Annotated in this window: 13 protein-coding genes and 3 tRNA genes; 8 read left to right on the top strand and 8 right to left on the bottom strand. The window is 39.9% G+C overall.

Annotated features, from left to right (window positions below; translation table 11 throughout):
• The first annotated feature begins 15 nt into the window (after positions 1-15).
• On the top strand, positions 16-3,069 hold the full coding sequence (locus V6R21_RS28075; protein WP_334246817.1) for a golvesin C-terminal-like domain-containing protein: 3,054 nt from the start codon (positions 16-18) through the stop codon (positions 3,067-3,069).
• Positions 3,070-3,091: 22 nt separating this feature from the next.
• On the top strand, positions 3,092-4,204 hold the full coding sequence (locus V6R21_RS28070; RefSeq protein ID WP_334246816.1) for an outer membrane beta-barrel protein: 1,113 nt from the start codon (positions 3,092-3,094) through the stop codon (positions 4,202-4,204).
• A 3-nt stretch (positions 4,205-4,207) separates the two neighbouring features.
• Here the strand turns inward: V6R21_RS28070 and V6R21_RS28065 are convergent, their stop codons facing one another.
• The 7 genes from V6R21_RS28065 to V6R21_RS28035 all read right to left on the bottom strand — a co-directional run bounded on the left by V6R21_RS28065 (position 4,208) and on the right by V6R21_RS28035 (position 8,418).
• Positions 4,208-4,432: a hypothetical protein gene (locus V6R21_RS28065; protein WP_334246815.1), complete on the bottom strand. Its 225-nt coding sequence runs from the start codon at positions 4,430-4,432 to the stop codon at positions 4,208-4,210.
• Positions 4,433-4,540: 108 nt separating this feature from the next.
• Positions 4,541-5,644, bottom strand: coding sequence for an SO2930 family diheme c-type cytochrome (locus tag V6R21_RS28060; protein ID WP_334246814.1), 1,104 nt, complete (start codon positions 5,642-5,644; stop codon positions 4,541-4,543).
• Between the two features lie 101 nt (positions 5,645-5,745).
• Positions 5,746-7,113: a parallel beta-helix domain-containing protein gene (locus V6R21_RS28055; RefSeq protein ID WP_334246813.1), complete on the bottom strand. Its 1,368-nt coding sequence runs from the start codon at positions 7,111-7,113 to the stop codon at positions 5,746-5,748.
• A gap of 349 nt (positions 7,114-7,462) precedes the next feature.
• Positions 7,463-7,535, bottom strand: a tRNA-Gln gene (locus tag V6R21_RS28050).
• 40 nt (positions 7,536-7,575) lie between these two features.
• A tRNA-Gln gene (locus V6R21_RS28045) sits at positions 7,576-7,648 on the bottom strand.
• Between the two features lie 29 nt (positions 7,649-7,677).
• Positions 7,678-7,753 (bottom strand) — tRNA-Gln (locus V6R21_RS28040).
• 131 nt (positions 7,754-7,884) lie between these two features.
• Positions 7,885-8,418: a hypothetical protein gene (locus V6R21_RS28035; protein ID WP_334246812.1), complete on the bottom strand. Its 534-nt coding sequence runs from the start codon at positions 8,416-8,418 to the stop codon at positions 7,885-7,887.
• A gap of 156 nt (positions 8,419-8,574) precedes the next feature.
• On the opposite strand from V6R21_RS28035, the gene V6R21_RS28030 reads away from it, so the two are divergent.
• From V6R21_RS28030 to V6R21_RS28020, 3 genes are all read left to right on the top strand, one after another.
• Positions 8,575-9,024, top strand: coding sequence for a type I restriction enzyme HsdR N-terminal domain-containing protein (locus V6R21_RS28030; protein WP_334246811.1), 450 nt, complete (start codon positions 8,575-8,577; stop codon positions 9,022-9,024).
• 104 nt (positions 9,025-9,128) lie between these two features.
• Positions 9,129-10,208 (top strand): sensor histidine kinase, encoded by a 1,080-nt coding sequence (locus tag V6R21_RS28025; RefSeq protein ID WP_334246810.1) that lies wholly within the window; start codon positions 9,129-9,131, stop codon positions 10,206-10,208.
• Between the two features lie 466 nt (positions 10,209-10,674).
• Positions 10,675-10,896, top strand: a complete 222-nt coding sequence (locus V6R21_RS28020) for a DUF2795 domain-containing protein (RefSeq protein WP_334246809.1) — start codon at positions 10,675-10,677, stop codon at positions 10,894-10,896.
• Positions 10,897-10,964: 68 nt separating this feature from the next.
• On the opposite strand, the gene V6R21_RS28015 is transcribed toward V6R21_RS28020, so the two are convergent.
• A complete protein-coding gene (locus tag V6R21_RS28015) occupies positions 10,965-11,624 on the bottom strand; it encodes a 2-C-methyl-D-erythritol 4-phosphate cytidylyltransferase (protein WP_334246808.1) in 660 nt (219 codons plus the stop codon).
• Between the two features lie 188 nt (positions 11,625-11,812).
• Between V6R21_RS28015 and pdhA the strand changes: the two genes are divergently transcribed.
• The 3 genes from pdhA to V6R21_RS28000 all read left to right on the top strand — a co-directional run bounded on the left by pdhA (position 11,813) and on the right by V6R21_RS28000 (position 15,930).
• Positions 11,813-12,832 carry a pyruvate dehydrogenase (acetyl-transferring) E1 component subunit alpha gene (gene pdhA / locus V6R21_RS28010; protein WP_334246807.1) on the top strand — a complete coding sequence of 340 codons (1,020 nt, stop codon included), beginning with the start codon at positions 11,813-11,815 and terminating at the stop codon, positions 12,830-12,832.
• Positions 12,833-13,133: 301 nt separating this feature from the next.
• Positions 13,134-13,838: a tetratricopeptide repeat protein gene (locus tag V6R21_RS28005; RefSeq protein ID WP_334246806.1), complete on the top strand. Its 705-nt coding sequence runs from the start codon at positions 13,134-13,136 to the stop codon at positions 13,836-13,838.
• 217 nt (positions 13,839-14,055) lie between these two features.
• Complete coding sequence (locus tag V6R21_RS28000; RefSeq protein ID WP_334246805.1) at positions 14,056-15,930, top strand: GAF domain-containing protein; 1,875 nt, start codon at positions 14,056-14,058, stop codon at positions 15,928-15,930.
• The last annotated feature ends 157 nt before the right edge of the window (positions 15,931-16,087 follow it).

The raw sequence follows: 16,087 nt of genomic DNA, 5'->3' as shown, positions 1-16,087 counted from the left end.
ACACATTTTTGACTGATGATACAAAAGCATATAAGAAAGTTAGCTTGGCTACCACTGTTGTTGTGGTCAACAATACTTTTTGGACAGACGAAAGAAGAAAAACAACTGAACTATAGGTTAGATACTTGTCTAAATTTTTTCAAGGAAGCTACTCACCCTTCTCGAATAGATGATAAGGTAAAGGTGGATTCTTTAAGTATAGACAAGGACGCCAAACGCATAGATTTATTCTTTTCAAGAGAAATGGAGTATATGCCTTTAAGGCCTGAAGGAGCCGGTGCGTTGAAGTATCGTTTGGTGGGGATGGCAGGGCAGAAATACAGATCCTATGATTGGAATTTTTATGTAGGCAAAGGCTTGGAACTGCAAGCAGATAGTACGGAGAAGATGATGCCTAAACAAAGGCTCCAAGACCTGGTGCCGAATTACTATCGAACTGCATCAGAACAGGATTTGAGTAGGAAGCCTGCAGTACGTCCATTTGAAGTGGTACCCCACGTTAAGAACCTGTCCAAGCCTGTCACTTTTACGGAAGGCTTACAAGATAGACATCTGGCTTTGTGGCATAGTCACGGATGGTATTATGAACCGTCACTTGACCGATGGGAATGGCAAAGGGCTAGGCTATTTCAAACAGTAGAGGATGTGTTACCTATGTCATTTGTATTGCCGTTTCTTACCCCAATGCTGGAGAATGCAGGAGCGAATGTATACCTGCCTCGTGAGCGGGATATGCAGACGGAAATGGTCGTTGTGGACAATGATGATACCGATAGTAAGGCTTATCGAGAATACCATAGAGGAATCAAGACTGGAGAGATGCAAGGGTTTGCCCCAAGTGAGATACCATTGACAGATGGGGAGAATCCTTTTAAGAAAGGTACGTACAGACAGTTTGCAGCAAAACAGAAAGTACAAAAGGCTCTCGATTGGATACCGTTTATTCCAACTAAAGGTAGATATGCTGTTTATGTTTCTTACCATTCATTACCTAATTCAGCAAAAGATGCCCGCTATACGGTTTACCATAAAGGGGGAGCAACGACTTTCTCAGTCAACCAGCAAATGGGAGGCAGTACTTGGGTGTACTTGGGAACTTTCGAGTTTGACAAGGGGGTCAACAAGACCAGTGGAGCTGTAGAACTTTCTGCTTTCAGTGAAGGCAAAGATGCTGTGATTACTGCCGATGCTGTCCGGTTTGGAGGAGGTATGGGAAATGTGGCAAGAAATGGTCAAACAAGTGGGCGACCTCGATATCTGGAAGGTGCCCGTTATAACTTACAGTATGCGGGAATGCCTGATACATTGGTTTATAGTTTGACTGAAAATAAGAATGACTATTCCGACGATTACCGAAGCCGAGGCAAGTGGGTCAATTACCTGTCAGATTCCTATACGGATTCAACCAATACCTTGACAGGTGAAGGTTTGCAGATACCATTGGACCTTTCTTTGGCTTTCCACACCGATGCAGGGCAAACAGCCAATGATACAGTGGTAGGCACACTGATGATTTACAGTACGACAGACCTATACAAGCACAAAAAATTTCCGAAAGGGCAATCTCGTTGGACAAACCGAGATCTGGCAGATGTGGTACAGACACAGCTTTGTGAGGATATCATAACACTTTACGACTCGGCTTGGACACGCAGACCGATGTGGGACAGGCGTTACTCGGAAGCTACTTACCCTAAAGTGCCATCGATTTTGTTGGAGCTTCTCTCCCACCATAACTTTATGGATATGCGTTTTGCGCAGGATCCTAAGTTTCGATTTGATGTATCAAGAGCCTTGTACAAAGGTATTCTCAAGTACTTGGCATTCCAATATGAAAAACCATATGTGGTACAACCTTTACCTGTTCAGAATATGGCGGTAGAGTTGTATGGTAAAGGCACGGTGAAGCTAACTTGGCAAGCTACAGTAGACTCTTTAGAAACGACCGCAATGCCTGACGGTTATATCGTCTATACAAGAGAGGAAGGAAAAGCCTTTGATAACGGCAGGGTCACCAACACTCCTGAGCTGCTTGTTGATGGGTTGGAAAAAGGGAAAATCTATAGTTTTAAGGTTGCAGCAATCAATAAGGGTGGGGAAAGTTTTCCTTCAGAAGTGGTTGCTGCATGTGATATGGGAACAGAGCCGCTGCTGGTTGTAAATGGCTTTGATCGAGTGGCAGCACCTGCTATTATGGAGTCCGAGAATCTGTCAGGTTTTATCAACTATTGGGATGCAGGCGTGGCTTATGGAACAGACTATTCTTATATCGGAAAGCAGTTCGATTTTTTCAATGACTCACCTTGGCTGGATGATGATGCTCCAGGGCATGGGGCAAGTTTTGCAGACTTTGAAGGGAAAGCAGTAGGAGGAAATACATTTGACTTTGCTGTAGTACATGGGGAATCGATCAGAAAAGCAGGTTATTCTTTTGTGTCTTGCAGTGCTGGAGCTGTAATGAATGGAATGATTTCGTTAGAAAAATATCCTGTCGTAGACCTGCTATTGGGTGAGCAACGTACTACCTACCCGCCACGTGCTTATCGCAAGCCACAGTATGCAACATTTCCTCAACTGTTACAGCAAAAAGTGACAGATTATTTACAGCAAGGTGGTAGTCTTTTGGCATCAGGTGCTTATATCGGAACAGACTTGTTCTTTGATAAAAGAAAACAGAAATCTGATAAAGATCAGGATGTTAAATTCGGTAAGGGTGTATTGAAGTTCTTAGCCAGAACAGACCATGCTACCAATACAGGAGAGTTGACGGTAGCAGACAGGAAGTTTGCTGTATTTGAAGGGATGACTTTTTCTCAGAATCTTGGAGATAGTGAGTTTTATGCTGTGGAATCACCGGACGGTATAGAACCTGCTGAAGATAATGCAAAGACAATTTTACGTTATAAATCCAATAACATAAGTGCAGCAGTAGCTTATCAGGGAGATTACAGGTTGGTATTATTGGGTTTTCCATTTGAAACAATTGAAGGAATGGAGAATAGAAGTAGCGCAATGGACGGTATATTACATTTCCTGCTTGCTGATAAGGAAAATAGCAATTTGAAATAGGGAATATTAAAAGACTTAAGGGATGAGAAAGTTATGGATGGCGGCGTTGTGTTTTTTTGCAGGAGTTTCTTCGGTAATGGCACAAGAAGAAGATACGACCAAACATCAACTGAAAATAGAAGGATATACAGATGTTTATTTTGCAGCTTTTTCAGATGAGCTGGAACCTAATGCATTGCAGAAGTTTACAACTGTCTCACCGAGAGATCGTCGGTTTGGGTTAAATGCTTTGCAAATGCAAGTAGGATATGAGTCAGAGCAAGTGAGAGGAAGTTTTACATTGCACTATGGGGATATTGCACAAGCTACTTGGTCTGAGACTTTCAATATGATTCAGGAAGCCAATATGGGAATAGAGCTAAAGGACGGTTTATGGCTTGATGCTGGCTTCTTCTCTACCCATATAGGAACGGAGAGTTATTTGCCAAAAAACAATTGGCTTAGTTCAACCACTGTTGCTACCTACAATGAGCCGTTTTACCAGAGTGGAGCAAGACTTTCATGGGAAGGCTCTGAAAAGTTTTCGGCTGAACTTTGGGTAGTAAGTGGCTATAACTTTTTCTTGGATGCAAATGATGCTAAGTCAGTAGGAGCACTTTTCTCATGGAATATCGCTAAAGGGCACAGCTTGACCTATACCAATTTGTTTGGCAGGGAATCATTGGATGAAGCTCCTGTCAAGCAATTTAGAACTTATCAGAACCTGTATTATAATGGGCAACTTAGTGATAGGTTACTGCTGACAGTAGGTGGAGACTTTGGTACACAAACAAACTCTGTATTAGACAACCCTCAGGAAACGGCTATTATGTATAATGCTTTGACGGTTATCCGTTGGCAGTTTGATAAAAACTTGTCAGTAACAGCAAGGGGTGAAGTGTTTAATGATAAGGATGGCTTTATCAGTGGTCTTTATATGGAAGACACTGAAAACATACAAGGCTTACAGATATACGGACTTACATTAGGTGGAGAGTACAGACCAATGCCTAATGCTTTTGTAAGAGTAGAGACTCGATATATCCAGACAGAAGATGAGTTGGAGATCTTTACACAGGATGGAAGCCAGACCAATCAGAGATGGGAAGCCATGCTAACAATGGGGTATACTTTTGACAGGCTATTCCGTTGGTAGTCATTACTCCCCAACATCAAATACAATTCTGATTTCGCCTGTATCAACCCAATTGATCGGAATGCCTTCAATAGCATTGTCATTGGTGGTGTCATCATTCATATACTTGAGTCCATCTTTGTATTTGCTTTCAAACTTGGTGGGTAACTCAATGGATTTTACTTCAGCGATGCTGTTTGAGTATTTGATTAGGTCAACCAACTGACCTACGTGTGCTATCTTCTTCATATACTGAAAGTACACATAATAAGGCAGGTCAAAAAATTATGTAAACAATAAAAGCAAGAAACCCCGAGCTTAGCGATAAGGCAAAGCTCGGGGTTTTATAGTTTGTTGCTATTGGGCATTACAGCCTCTATTTTCCATATTGCGTATCCAGTTTTCAATTAGCTCAACACCTTCTTTGTGAACAACTGTTCTTCCTAGTTCAGGCATCATCACTTCAATGTTAGTGGAGTTCATACGGTAAGGTAGAATAGAATTTTCAGGCTCTCCAGGTACAATGTCAAACTTAAGACCACCTGAGCCACTTCCTGCAGCAACAGGGACTTTGCAAAGACCCAAATTATTATCATCTGTTTCTTGGTGATAAAGGAAAAGGCCTGAGTTATTGGCAGGAGCATTTGGACGGTGACAGTGTCCGCAGTTGACGTCTAGATAAGCACGAGCACGATCTTCCAGTAGCTCACTGGTATCATCCCATTTTGCAGCCTTATCAACCTCAGACAGTGCAGGCATGCCATTCAGCCATCCCATTTCTTTCAATTTCAGCAATTGATTTTGACTTCCATCAGCATAAGGGTAATTACCATTCAGGTTACGTGCTTTTGGTCCTATAGGGTGCAGGATATTATCAATAACATGACAACCTTTACAATCATTCTTGTTTGGCATCTGATAGTTAATAACTTGCTCTTCTCCATTTTGGTCTACCCATGAAACCTCTGTTTGAAAACCACCAACCCAATAATCGGCATCAGTTTGTCCATCATTCCAAAGGTAAGGATATGCATTCCATCCATCTTCTTGGTGGATCAGAAGACGTGTTTCGATAATTCTTTTTCCTTTGGAAGGATCGCGCTCATCATTGTGGTAAAAGAAGTTTTTGATAAGAACAGTTCCTACAGGAAAGTCCAATGATTCCAGGGCTGTATAGTTGATCTGCTTTCCTTCAGGAAGGTAGATAAAACGTGCTTTATGTGCGTAATCTGAAAATAGTGGTGTGTTAAGGTCGTAAGGCAATACGCCTTCTTGTGCTTGCAGGTCTGATATTTCTCCCTTGAAGAAATGATACTCTGAAAGCTTTCTGTAAGGAACTTCTGCAAGGTCGGCAACAGGTGGTATAGCTTGTGTATCTTCAACAGGCTCTTCTGTGCAGGCAATTTGAAATACACTTATAAATAATATAAGTGTAGCGATAATTTGATGTTTGAATACCATGGCTGATCACTGAATTAAAAAAAGTCAATCGGGAATGCTTTAAAAGTCGAATTACTGGAAGGGATTACTAGCCCCTCCAGTAATTCATTTGCTTGTTATTTTTATTCAGCTCTTGCAGAAACAGTCACTTCTGACCCTACGTAACCTCCTTCTATTGCAAATGGACTTACATCAAAGCTCATCTGCCATGCTTCAAGGAATGCTTGGTCATCAGCATAGTCTTCTTGGTTAGGTGCTTGAATAACATTCATGTTTGTGAAAATAACCCCATCTCCATTGTTGTTGATTGTGAGGTTAGTCAGGTCTTGCTCCCCTACATATAAAGGAATGCCATCAAACAGGATGTGAGAGATTGATTTATTGAACTCAGGGAAAACTTTGTATAGGTTGATACCCAATACAAGCTCACCAATAGCACTTTGTGTCAGGTTTGGAAACTGTCCATCCTCAGTGATGATCTGATTGTTATGGATGTTAATGTCCATATTGAGCTTGAAGTAATCATCTCCTTCATATAACCTGCTTGGATCCAAAGCTTCCAATGCTGCCCATGAGAAAATAGCAACAGATGTCATGTTGTTATTCTTGATCGTGTTTCCAAAAATCTCAACACCTTGGTAAGCCAAAGTCATGATACCTGTTCCGGCAGGAACATTACCTACAATGTTTCCGGCAGGGGCAAAGTTATTATGGTTGTTGTTCTCAATTGTATTATTGAAAACCCTTGTGTGCATACCATTCTTGATAACTTCAAGACCAGGAAGGCTGAATACCAAGATACCACCTGTGTTGTTTTTGGCTGTATTGCTGAATACATCTGCATACATACAGTTTTCAATTTCAATACCGGCTACGTTCTCTTCAGCGATACAGTTCTTCACGATGACATTTTCCGTTTGACCTACGTAAATACCAGCATCAGAAGCACCTCTAACGTAAACGCCATCCAACAGCACATTTTTACAAGCTACTGGGTAAACAGCATAAGCTCCATTGTCTTCAGATGCTTCACCTGTATAGACAGCTTCCATATTCAGGAATGTTACTCCATTAGAGTCTTTTACTTTAATGTTGTCACCTGGAGAGTCTTGAATAGTAAAATCCTTAAACAGGATGCCATCTGTATGAGTCGCCAATATACCTTGGGCTCCAGCCGATTGCCCTGAAAAAGAAAGGACTGTTTTTGTAGAGCCATCGCCCATAAGGGTGATGTTTTTCTTGTCCTGAATGGAAAGGGATGTAGTAAACTCATAAGTACCTTCAGCAAAATGGAGTGTGTCGCCATCTTCCATTTCAATCATGGCTGTCTGTACCTCATTTGCGTTGAAGCTCTCAGTAGTGAAATAGTGATGTTTTTCAGTAAAGTGAGCATTTTTAGAAGTACCAGGGTCTTCTTCGTTATTACATGCGGAGAAAGCAACAGCTAGGGCAACCGCTCCTATTGTGCCTTTGAGTAAGTTGTAGTTCATCGGTTTCTGTAATTAAATTGGTGTATTGTTGGATTGTCTAAAGCCTCTATCAGTAAAAAATAGGTTAGTTACAGAAGTTGCTTGTTAGTAAAATCCTAATCATTCCGAAATAAAGACAATTCATTTTAATTGTCAAAATTACATTTTAAGTGAATGAGTATTCATAAAATATAAATGAATGAATGAGTCTTATTCCAATAGAATATTTCAAAGAAAGGAAAGTGGGGAAAGACAAAAGAAGGGAGTGATTATTGAGAGTTAAAGGGAATGAATGTATACGGAAACTACATATACTTATAACACTGTAATAAAAAAAGGCTTCCTAATTTTATTAGGAAGCCTTTTTTAGTTGCCCGACTAGGGCTCGAACCTAGACTCTTCTGAACCAAAATCAGACGTGTTGCCAGTTACACCATCGGGCATTCGAAACATTTTTTTAAAAGCTTGTCTCTTGCTTTTTAGTTGCCCGACTAGGGCTCGAACCTAGACTCTTCTGAACCAAAATCAGACGTGTTGCCAGTTACACCATCGGGCATGCAAGTCAAGAAAGAAAACTAATTTTTTTGGTTGCCCGACTAGGGCTCGAACCTAGACTCTTCTGAACCAAAATCAGACGTGTTGCCAGTTACACCATCGGGCAAAATTGCGTCCTCTTTCTCGTTTTGCGAGTGCAAATATAAAAGGGAATTGGATTAATATCCAAGAATAGAACTAAAAAAATCCTATACTTTTTTTAAAATATCTCTATGGGAATGCTCTGTAAACGGCGTGTTAGAAGCGTTTTGCTTTGATTATATGGTGGTTAGCTACTTCAATGAATTTTTGAAGGTCCTGCCCATATTCATCAATAAAAAGTGAAAGTGTGTTACCCCGCATTTCAACATTCAGTTGGTAAGTACCACGATAACCGTAATAGAACATCAGCAGTGCAATGACAAATATGGAAAAGCCTGTAACAGGTGCCAACACCTCAGTCACGATAGCCGCAATGGCTAAAGGAGCAATGATACCGCCCGTGGTAAGGGGTAACATCAGGCGACGGAACTTTACAGAAAGCTTTTGTAGGTGATTGATATCAATAATCTTGGTAGAGTATTTCTGTGAGATTTTCAGCTTACGAGAAGTCAGGGTCATCGATTCCTCATCATTGAATTCGCAGGTGTCCAACGTGTTGTCTTCAAGGTTAAGCCATCGGTAATTGTAGGAGTAATCAAAAGTATACCCTGTTGGGTAACCAAAATATTGGTCACTCATACTGTAATGGTATGAATCCGAGTTGTGTGCTATCGTATATTCGTATTTCAATATCTCATGCGTTTTGGACCGCTGCAATAACCGATAGGTTCAATTTCATTGCTGATCGACAGAAAATGTATAAAGAATAAAGCAAATTGGAAAGAAATTGTTGGATTGAAAAATAGTACATTTGCCACACAAATTAAGTAAACGGTTTTTATCCCTATGAGTCTTCCTCCACTGAACTTACCCTCATATGACTGCAAGTTGCAGAAACGAGACAATAAGCTTTATATATTTGATCAGATCAGAAAAAAATACCTTCAGCTTACCCCTGAGGAATGGGTGAGGCAACATTTCATTCATTTTCTTTCTCAGCAGGGTTTTCCGAAGTCATTGATGAGTATTGAAGCGGGACTCAAACTGAATAAGTTGCAGAAGCGTACAGATATCGTCATTTATGATAGGCAAGGAAAGCCGTTTATGCTGGTAGAGTGCAAGGCGCCTGAAATCAAGCTTTCGGATGCGACTTTCAATCAGGCGGCTAGTTACAATATGGTACTGAAAGCGCCCTACCTTTCTATCACTAATGGAATGCAACACTATTTCTGTCATATTGATTTTGAGAACAAGAAGTACAGTTTTTTGGAGACAATCCCTAAACTGGAGGAGTAAAAGAAACCTTTTGTATAAGGAGATTTACCGTTAGTCAATTAATGTAAGACTTTCATGTGAACTCTTTTTACATTTTGGAATGGTGAAAAGACAGTCAAGTTATTATGACAGCAGGTTTTTCTGATACGGAACGTAGAATTGATAATATCTGGAAGATAGAACAGCGTAGGTTATACCTGATCTGCCAGATAGGAGGATGGTCGCTTTATGCTGCATATATGGGAGTACTGCTCGCTATTCAAGGCAGCTTGACTTGGAGGAGTGTGGCAGATGTGGTGTTTACAACTACATGCTTGATGGGTTTGTCCCATCTCTACCGAAAGTTTGTGATACGTCATAAGTGGCTACAGCTTACGTTCCCAAGGTTGTTGCTCAGGATGCTGATAGCATCCGTTGTACTTTCCATGTTAGCAATACCTATCGGAATGCTGTCAACTTTATGGTTTAGCCCCGCATCATTTCGCTTTTCATTGTTTGAACTGCTGGGACCACTGATTGCCGGTACTTTTATTTTTATGTGTTGGTCATTAGCCTATTTTCTGTACCACTACGTAAGCAGCTATGGCAGAAGCCTTAAACTGGAGGCAAAAGCCAATGAGATAGAGTTGAACAGGTTACGATCACAGCTGAACCCGCATTTTCTTTTCAACTCACTGAATACTGTAAAGTACTTGGTAGATGAGAACCCAAATAAAGCGAAGGACTCTATTCATCAGTTATCCAATATTTTGAGAAGCTCCTTGATGATGGGCAAAAAACTCCTGATCCCTTTTGAGGATGAGATTGATATTGTAAAGGATTATTTGGCACTTGAACAAACCCGTTTTGAGGAGCGACTACAAATCAGTTACGATATTAAAGGAGATCTTTCTTCATTTAAAGTGCCTCCTATGATGATACAGACTTTAGTCGAGAACGGTATCAAACATGGTGTGGCCCAGTTGGTTGATGGTGGTGAAATTAGGATCAAGGCTTGGAGAGATGAAGAGGTTCTTTACTGCAACATCTACAATAGTGGTTATTTGAACCCAACAAATATCCCCAATGCGGGTTATGGAATAAAAAATACAGAACAAAGACTGTGGCTGTTGTTTGGAGGAAAAGCAACCTTTGAAATACAAAACCAAGATGGAGGTGTTGTAGCATCATTGAAGTTGCCAAAGTGGCAAGAGGAAAAAGTATAATAAACTTGCTGCTATAAAATTTGGACCTTGGCACGGATTTGTTTCATGAATTTTTTGATTGCGAAAAAAAGTTCATTTAAATTATTAAAGAGAAAAATACTTTTAGCTAAGAGAGCATCACCGAGTAAAACAATGTGTTGAAAAGAAATGTGCGCATTTTCAAAGCATAATCATTGAAAAACAAATAGTTCTGTTTTTCAGAATTATGTTAAAGCTTTTGAAATCGGGAATTTTTTTTAAACTAGGTTGTTACCTCAGCGAAGATAAAAGGTTGTTTCTTTAATAAAATAGTTTATTTTCGCAGCCATAAGCCGAATATACATTTGATGGGATTGTGTTAAATGTGACTATTGATGTGGTTTGGCGGTGTTTTTATAAAATAAAATTCTGAGACTGAATTTTTTACAAGTTATTCGTTTGTTGATCATATCATAAATTAGATCAATAAACAAAACAATTGACGCTTATGTACTGGACGTTGGAATTAGCTTCATACTTGGAAGACGCACCTTGGCCAGCAACAAAGGATGAGTTGATCGATTACTCAATCCGTACTGGTGCTCCTTTGGAGGTGGTAGAAAACCTTCAGGAATTGGAAGATGATGGTCAGCCTTACGAGAATATCGAGGAAATCTGGCCTGATTATCCAACAAAAGACGACTTCTTCTTCAACGAAGATGAGTATTAGTCTTCCATTAAGTTATGGTAAAGAAATAGGTCTCTGGGGCATGTCGCACCAGAGACCTTCTTTTTTGTCTATAAAAATGCCTGAGCGACTTTTAAATCTTCAGGGGTTGTAATCTTGATGTTTTCGTAATTCCCTTCAATGAGATTGACCTTGTGGCCAGCATGTTCAGCAACACTCGCATCATCTGTAAAGAATGGTTGGTATGCTGTATTAAATGCATCAAGTATCAGGTCTGTTCTGAATGTTTGAGGCGTTTGGATCAGCTTGAATGCGCTTCTGTCCTCTGCCTTGCTACCAGATGAGGAGATACTCCTGATAGAATCTTTTAAAGAAACGGCAGCGATGGCATTGCCTGTTTTTTCAGCAGTTTCGAATGAGTTGATGATTACCTCATTTGCCACAAATGGACGTACGCCGTCATGAATAGCCACAACACCTCCCCTTTCTACAAGCTTTAGTCCGTTGCTGACCGAGTGAAAGCGTGTTTCTCCTCCAGCAGTCGTTGTGTGTGCTATGGCAAAATCATGTGCTTTCACAAGTGATTCCCATAATGGGATTTCAGCCTCAGGTAGTACAATAATCAACTTGGCTGTTGGAAGCGTATGGGCAAATTTTTCAATTGTGTACATCAAGACAGGCTTTCCTGCCAACTCAAGAAACTGTTTGGGTGTAGCAGTTCCCATTCTGCTTCCCTTTCCTCCAGCCACAATGATTACATATTTTTGCATAAAAAATCTTCAGTGTTGTCGAATTACATGAGTGCCAAGGTCTTTTCCTGTGTTTTGTTTTTTAAGGAAAACTTATGACCTTTGAGCGAAAACGTAAAATTAAACCATATTATTGGAATTTTAAGTGTCTTGGACTTGTCTAAGATGCGAGTGTCTGAAAAGCGTTAAACACTTAACTGAATACGATAATGTCTACAGAAAAAGTAGCGAAACAAGAGAGGACTTTTTCCAAGGAGACCTATATGAAGTGGTATAAAGACATGCTGCTTATCAGAAGGTTTGAGGAAAAATGTGGTCAATTGTACGGACAGCAGAAAATCAAAGGTTTCTGCCACCTTTACATTGGACAGGAAGCTTGTGCAGCAGGTGCTGTATCTGCTTTGGATAAAGACGATAAGTGGATCACAGCTTACCGTGACCACGCTCAGCCATTGGCACTGGGTACTGAACCTAAGAAAGTGATGGCAGAGATGTACGGTAAAGTGACCGGAACTACCAAAGGTAAAGGTGGTTCAATGCACGTCTTTGATAAGGATGTACACTTCATGGGTGGACACGGTATTGTAGGTGCTCAAATCCCTATGGGAGCAGGTATCGCATTTGCAGAGAAATATACTGGTACAAAGAACCTGTGTATTTGTTATTTCGGTGATGGTGCAATCCGTCAAGGTGCTATGCACGAGGCATTCAACATGGCTATGCTGTGGAAATTGCCAGTGATTTTCGTTGTGGAAAACAACGGTTACGCTATGGGTACTTCAGTATCAAGAACATCAAACGTAACAGACCTTTACCATATCGGAAAAGCATATGACATCCCGTCTAAGCCAGTAAATGGTATGGACGTAGAGGAAGTGCATATTGCAGTTGAAGAAGCAGCTGAGCACGTAAGAGCTGGTAACGGTCCTTACTTCCTTGAGTTCAAAACATACCGTTTCAAAGGTCACTCAATGTCAGATCCTCAGAAGTATCGTACAAAAGAGGAAGTGGCAGAGTACAAGAAGCAGGATCCAATCGAGCAAGTGAAAACTTCATTGATCGAAAAAGGTTTTGCTACTGAAGAAGAGCTGAAACAAATTGATAAGGATATCAAGAATGAAGTGATGGAATCTGTGAAATTTGCAGAGGACTCACCATTCCCAGAGCCTGAAAATATCTATGAGGATGTTTATGCAGAACAAAAGGAATTCCCATTTGTGGAAAACTAATTTTGTTGTTCTGTACAATGATATATAAAGCCGGGTTTTATTCCGGCTTTTTTTATGAACATAGTATTGACTGTGGAGAATGTTGCCGGAATAAAGATTGCCAAAGCCTAAAATCCGAAAAATTATATTGCATTTAAGCAATAAAGATTTGGAATATGGTTATAAATTACTATTCTTGCTAGTCAAATGTTTTGAGAATTATATTTAAAAGTGAAAAACGCTTACGTATAATATCTCTAGTTTTAAGAAATTTGGTTATTTTTGCGGCTCAAAGTGGGAATAAAGTACTTTGGAAAAAATCATGGAGGATAAGAAAAATAAGCAGCAGGAAAATCTTGAAAAACTAATTGAAAGCCCAGAAGCGATTCAAGATACCCTTAGTCAAACACAAAGGTTTGCAGACAAAAACAAAAATGTAATTCTGGGCGTACTGGGAGCAGTTATAGCCGTTATTTTTGGCTACTTCTTCTATCAGTTGCACTTAGAAAATAAAAACAAAGAAGCACAAGCGGAACTTTCTCCTGCAGTATTCTACATGGAGAAGGATTCTTTGGGCAAAGCATTGAATGGTGACGGCAACTTTACAAAAGGTTTTGCTGGCATCGCTGATGAATACAGCAACACAGAGGCTGGAAACTTGGCTAAATTCTATGCTGGTGTAGCTTCAATGAGAATGGGCAAATTTGACGAAGCTATCAGCTACCTGAAAGACTTCTCATCTAATGACCTGTTAGTTCAAGCTAGAGCATATGCACTGATTGGTGATGCTTACACAGAGAAAAAAGATTTTGATAATGCTGTAAGTTATTTTGGAAAAGCTGTAGACTATAAGTCAAACGAGCAGTTTACGCCAGCTTACCTGCTGAAACTTGCTTTTGCTCAGGAAGCAAAAGGAGACAAGGATGCAGCAAAAGGTTCTTACGAGCGTATCATTAACGAGTATAGCAAGTCACAAGAAGTGACAGATGCGAAAAAATACCTGTCAATGTTGCAAGTGGTGAAGTAATTATCACTGTTAGCAATAGTGCTAAAAATAAAAGGGAAAGGTAGTATCGGTTACTGCCTTTCCTTTTTTTGTTTTAAAAAAACCTGTGACCATAGTTTTTTCATATCAAATTAGGAGGTTATATTAATTAAGAGGCTAACAGAGAGTGCCTTATTTTTTAACCTTAAAAACTAAAGCGTATGACTCCCCTTTTGCGCTTGATTGACCCATAATTGATATGAACCTTAACTCGATCAGGACAAAGCTGTTTGCAGCTTTTTTCTTCTCTATCCTTCTTGCCCTGATAACAGGGGTGCTTTATTATAGTAGTGCAATCAAAGTAGATCTCTACAATCAAATGGATAAGGATGTCAATACAAGTATCCATCTGATTCATAAAGTGCGTCAGCATATAGATGACTTTATGCTCGAAGAAGTGAGATCTCCTACCTTTTATGAATCCCATCTTAGTACCAATATTCAGCAGAGTTATTACCTGATAGATTCTGCGGCTATGCTCCTTTTTTCTTTAGGTCAAAGTAGTGTTGGGCAGCAAGCCTCAATAGCCAGTCAATTGCAGTTGTTACAGGGAGCTTTGAAGGAGTATAAGAAAAAAGCGAATATGCTGGTGCAAAAGCAGTTGCAACGAGGCTTCAAGGATTGGGGGGCAGAAGGTGAGTTCCGTAAGCGCATTCATGATTTGGAGGCAATCCCTCAAGCAAATAAGGAAATGATTTTGATGTTACGCCGCTATGAAAAGGACTTTCTATTGAGAGGTGGCAATGAGTATGTGCTTAAGTTTGAGAATACATTTAAGGCTGCAGTTTCGGAGTTAAAGAGGCGATTTAATTCTCATTTTGATGAAGCTTTTACAGAAGAGGTTCTCAAAGAGTCATTAGCAAAACTTCTAGCATATAAATATGGCTTTGAGTTGGTAGTAAAGCTTGAGCGAGAGCTTGGAAACAGTGAAGGAAAAGGTATTAGAAGAGATCTTCGGGAAATGAATGCTGCAATTTTAGAAAAGGTGATCATACTTCAACAGGGGGTTGAAAAGGAGACAGACAAGGCTGTAGAGATCATCGAGTACCTATTTATTGCTGTGGTGATACTTCAGGTTTTTTTGGGTGGATGGATTGGGGTTGTCTTTGCTAACGGTTTGTCAAAGCGTATTTTCAGCCTTGCCCGGGAGATCAGGACACTTGCTGATGGTCGTTATATTACACATTATGGTAAGGTGGATGTTTCTGATGAACTTTCAGAGGCAGTAGCACATATTCATACATTAAATGAAAGAATGAAGGCTGTAGCTGCCTTTGCTAAGCAAATTGGAGATGGAGATGTATATGTCAGATACAATAAACAATATAGAGAGGGAGAGTTGGAAGAAGACCTCAGAAAAATGAGAGATAAGCTTCGCAAGGTCAAAGAAGAAGAAAATACCCGAAAATGGATAACAGATGGGGTGGTAAGGTTTGGTGATATCCTGACAGAAGGGAGTGCTCTCGAGCAGATGGGAAACAAGCTGATTAGTGGGTTAGCCCAATATATTAAGGCTAATCAGGGGGCAATGTATATGGTTGTAGAAAGGAATGGAGAGACCTATTATGAGTTAGTGGCTGCTTTTGCCTTTGAAAAGCGGAAATATATTTCTCAAAAAATTGACTTGAATGAAGGGCTGCTGGGACAGGTTTACCGTGAAAAGCGAACCTATTTACTTAATAATATACCTGAAGGGTATGTACATATCACTTCTGGGTTAGGTATGGCAACCCCTAATTATCTAATTATGGTACCGCTTATTGCAGATGGTGGAGTATGTGGGCTGTTGGAATTTGCTTCATTTCATCCATTTGAATCACATCATGTCCAATTATTGGAACAATTGGCAGAAAGTGTGGCTAATGTATTGAGAACTGTAAAAATCAATGAAAAATCTCAGGAGGTAGCACGTTCTCTCCAAGAGCAAGCAGTAGCCTTAATGAGAAAAGATCAGGAATTGGAAGATCAGGTGAAAGTGCTTGAATATGTGCAGAAAGAAATGAAAAGAAATGAGGAACATTATCTCAGTAGAATTCAAGAGTTAGAAAAAACATTGGAAAGTTTGGCGCAGTGAGTTGATAGCGGATTATGAAAAGAATGGTTACCTGAGGAGGTGACCATTTTTTATTGAAAATTATTTATACCAACAGCAACATACATAGCCCATTCATGTAATATTATTTGTTTTTTGTAGAAATGAGTATGATATAAGAATGTCAAATAGTATTATG

The sequence above is a fragment of the Limibacter armeniacum genome, from assembly GCF_036880985.1.
Lineage (GTDB): Bacteria > Bacteroidota > Bacteroidia > Cytophagales > Flammeovirgaceae > Limibacter > Limibacter armeniacum.
Note: the sequence above shows the minus strand (reverse complement) of the source record. Positions and strands in the feature narration are given on the sequence as shown.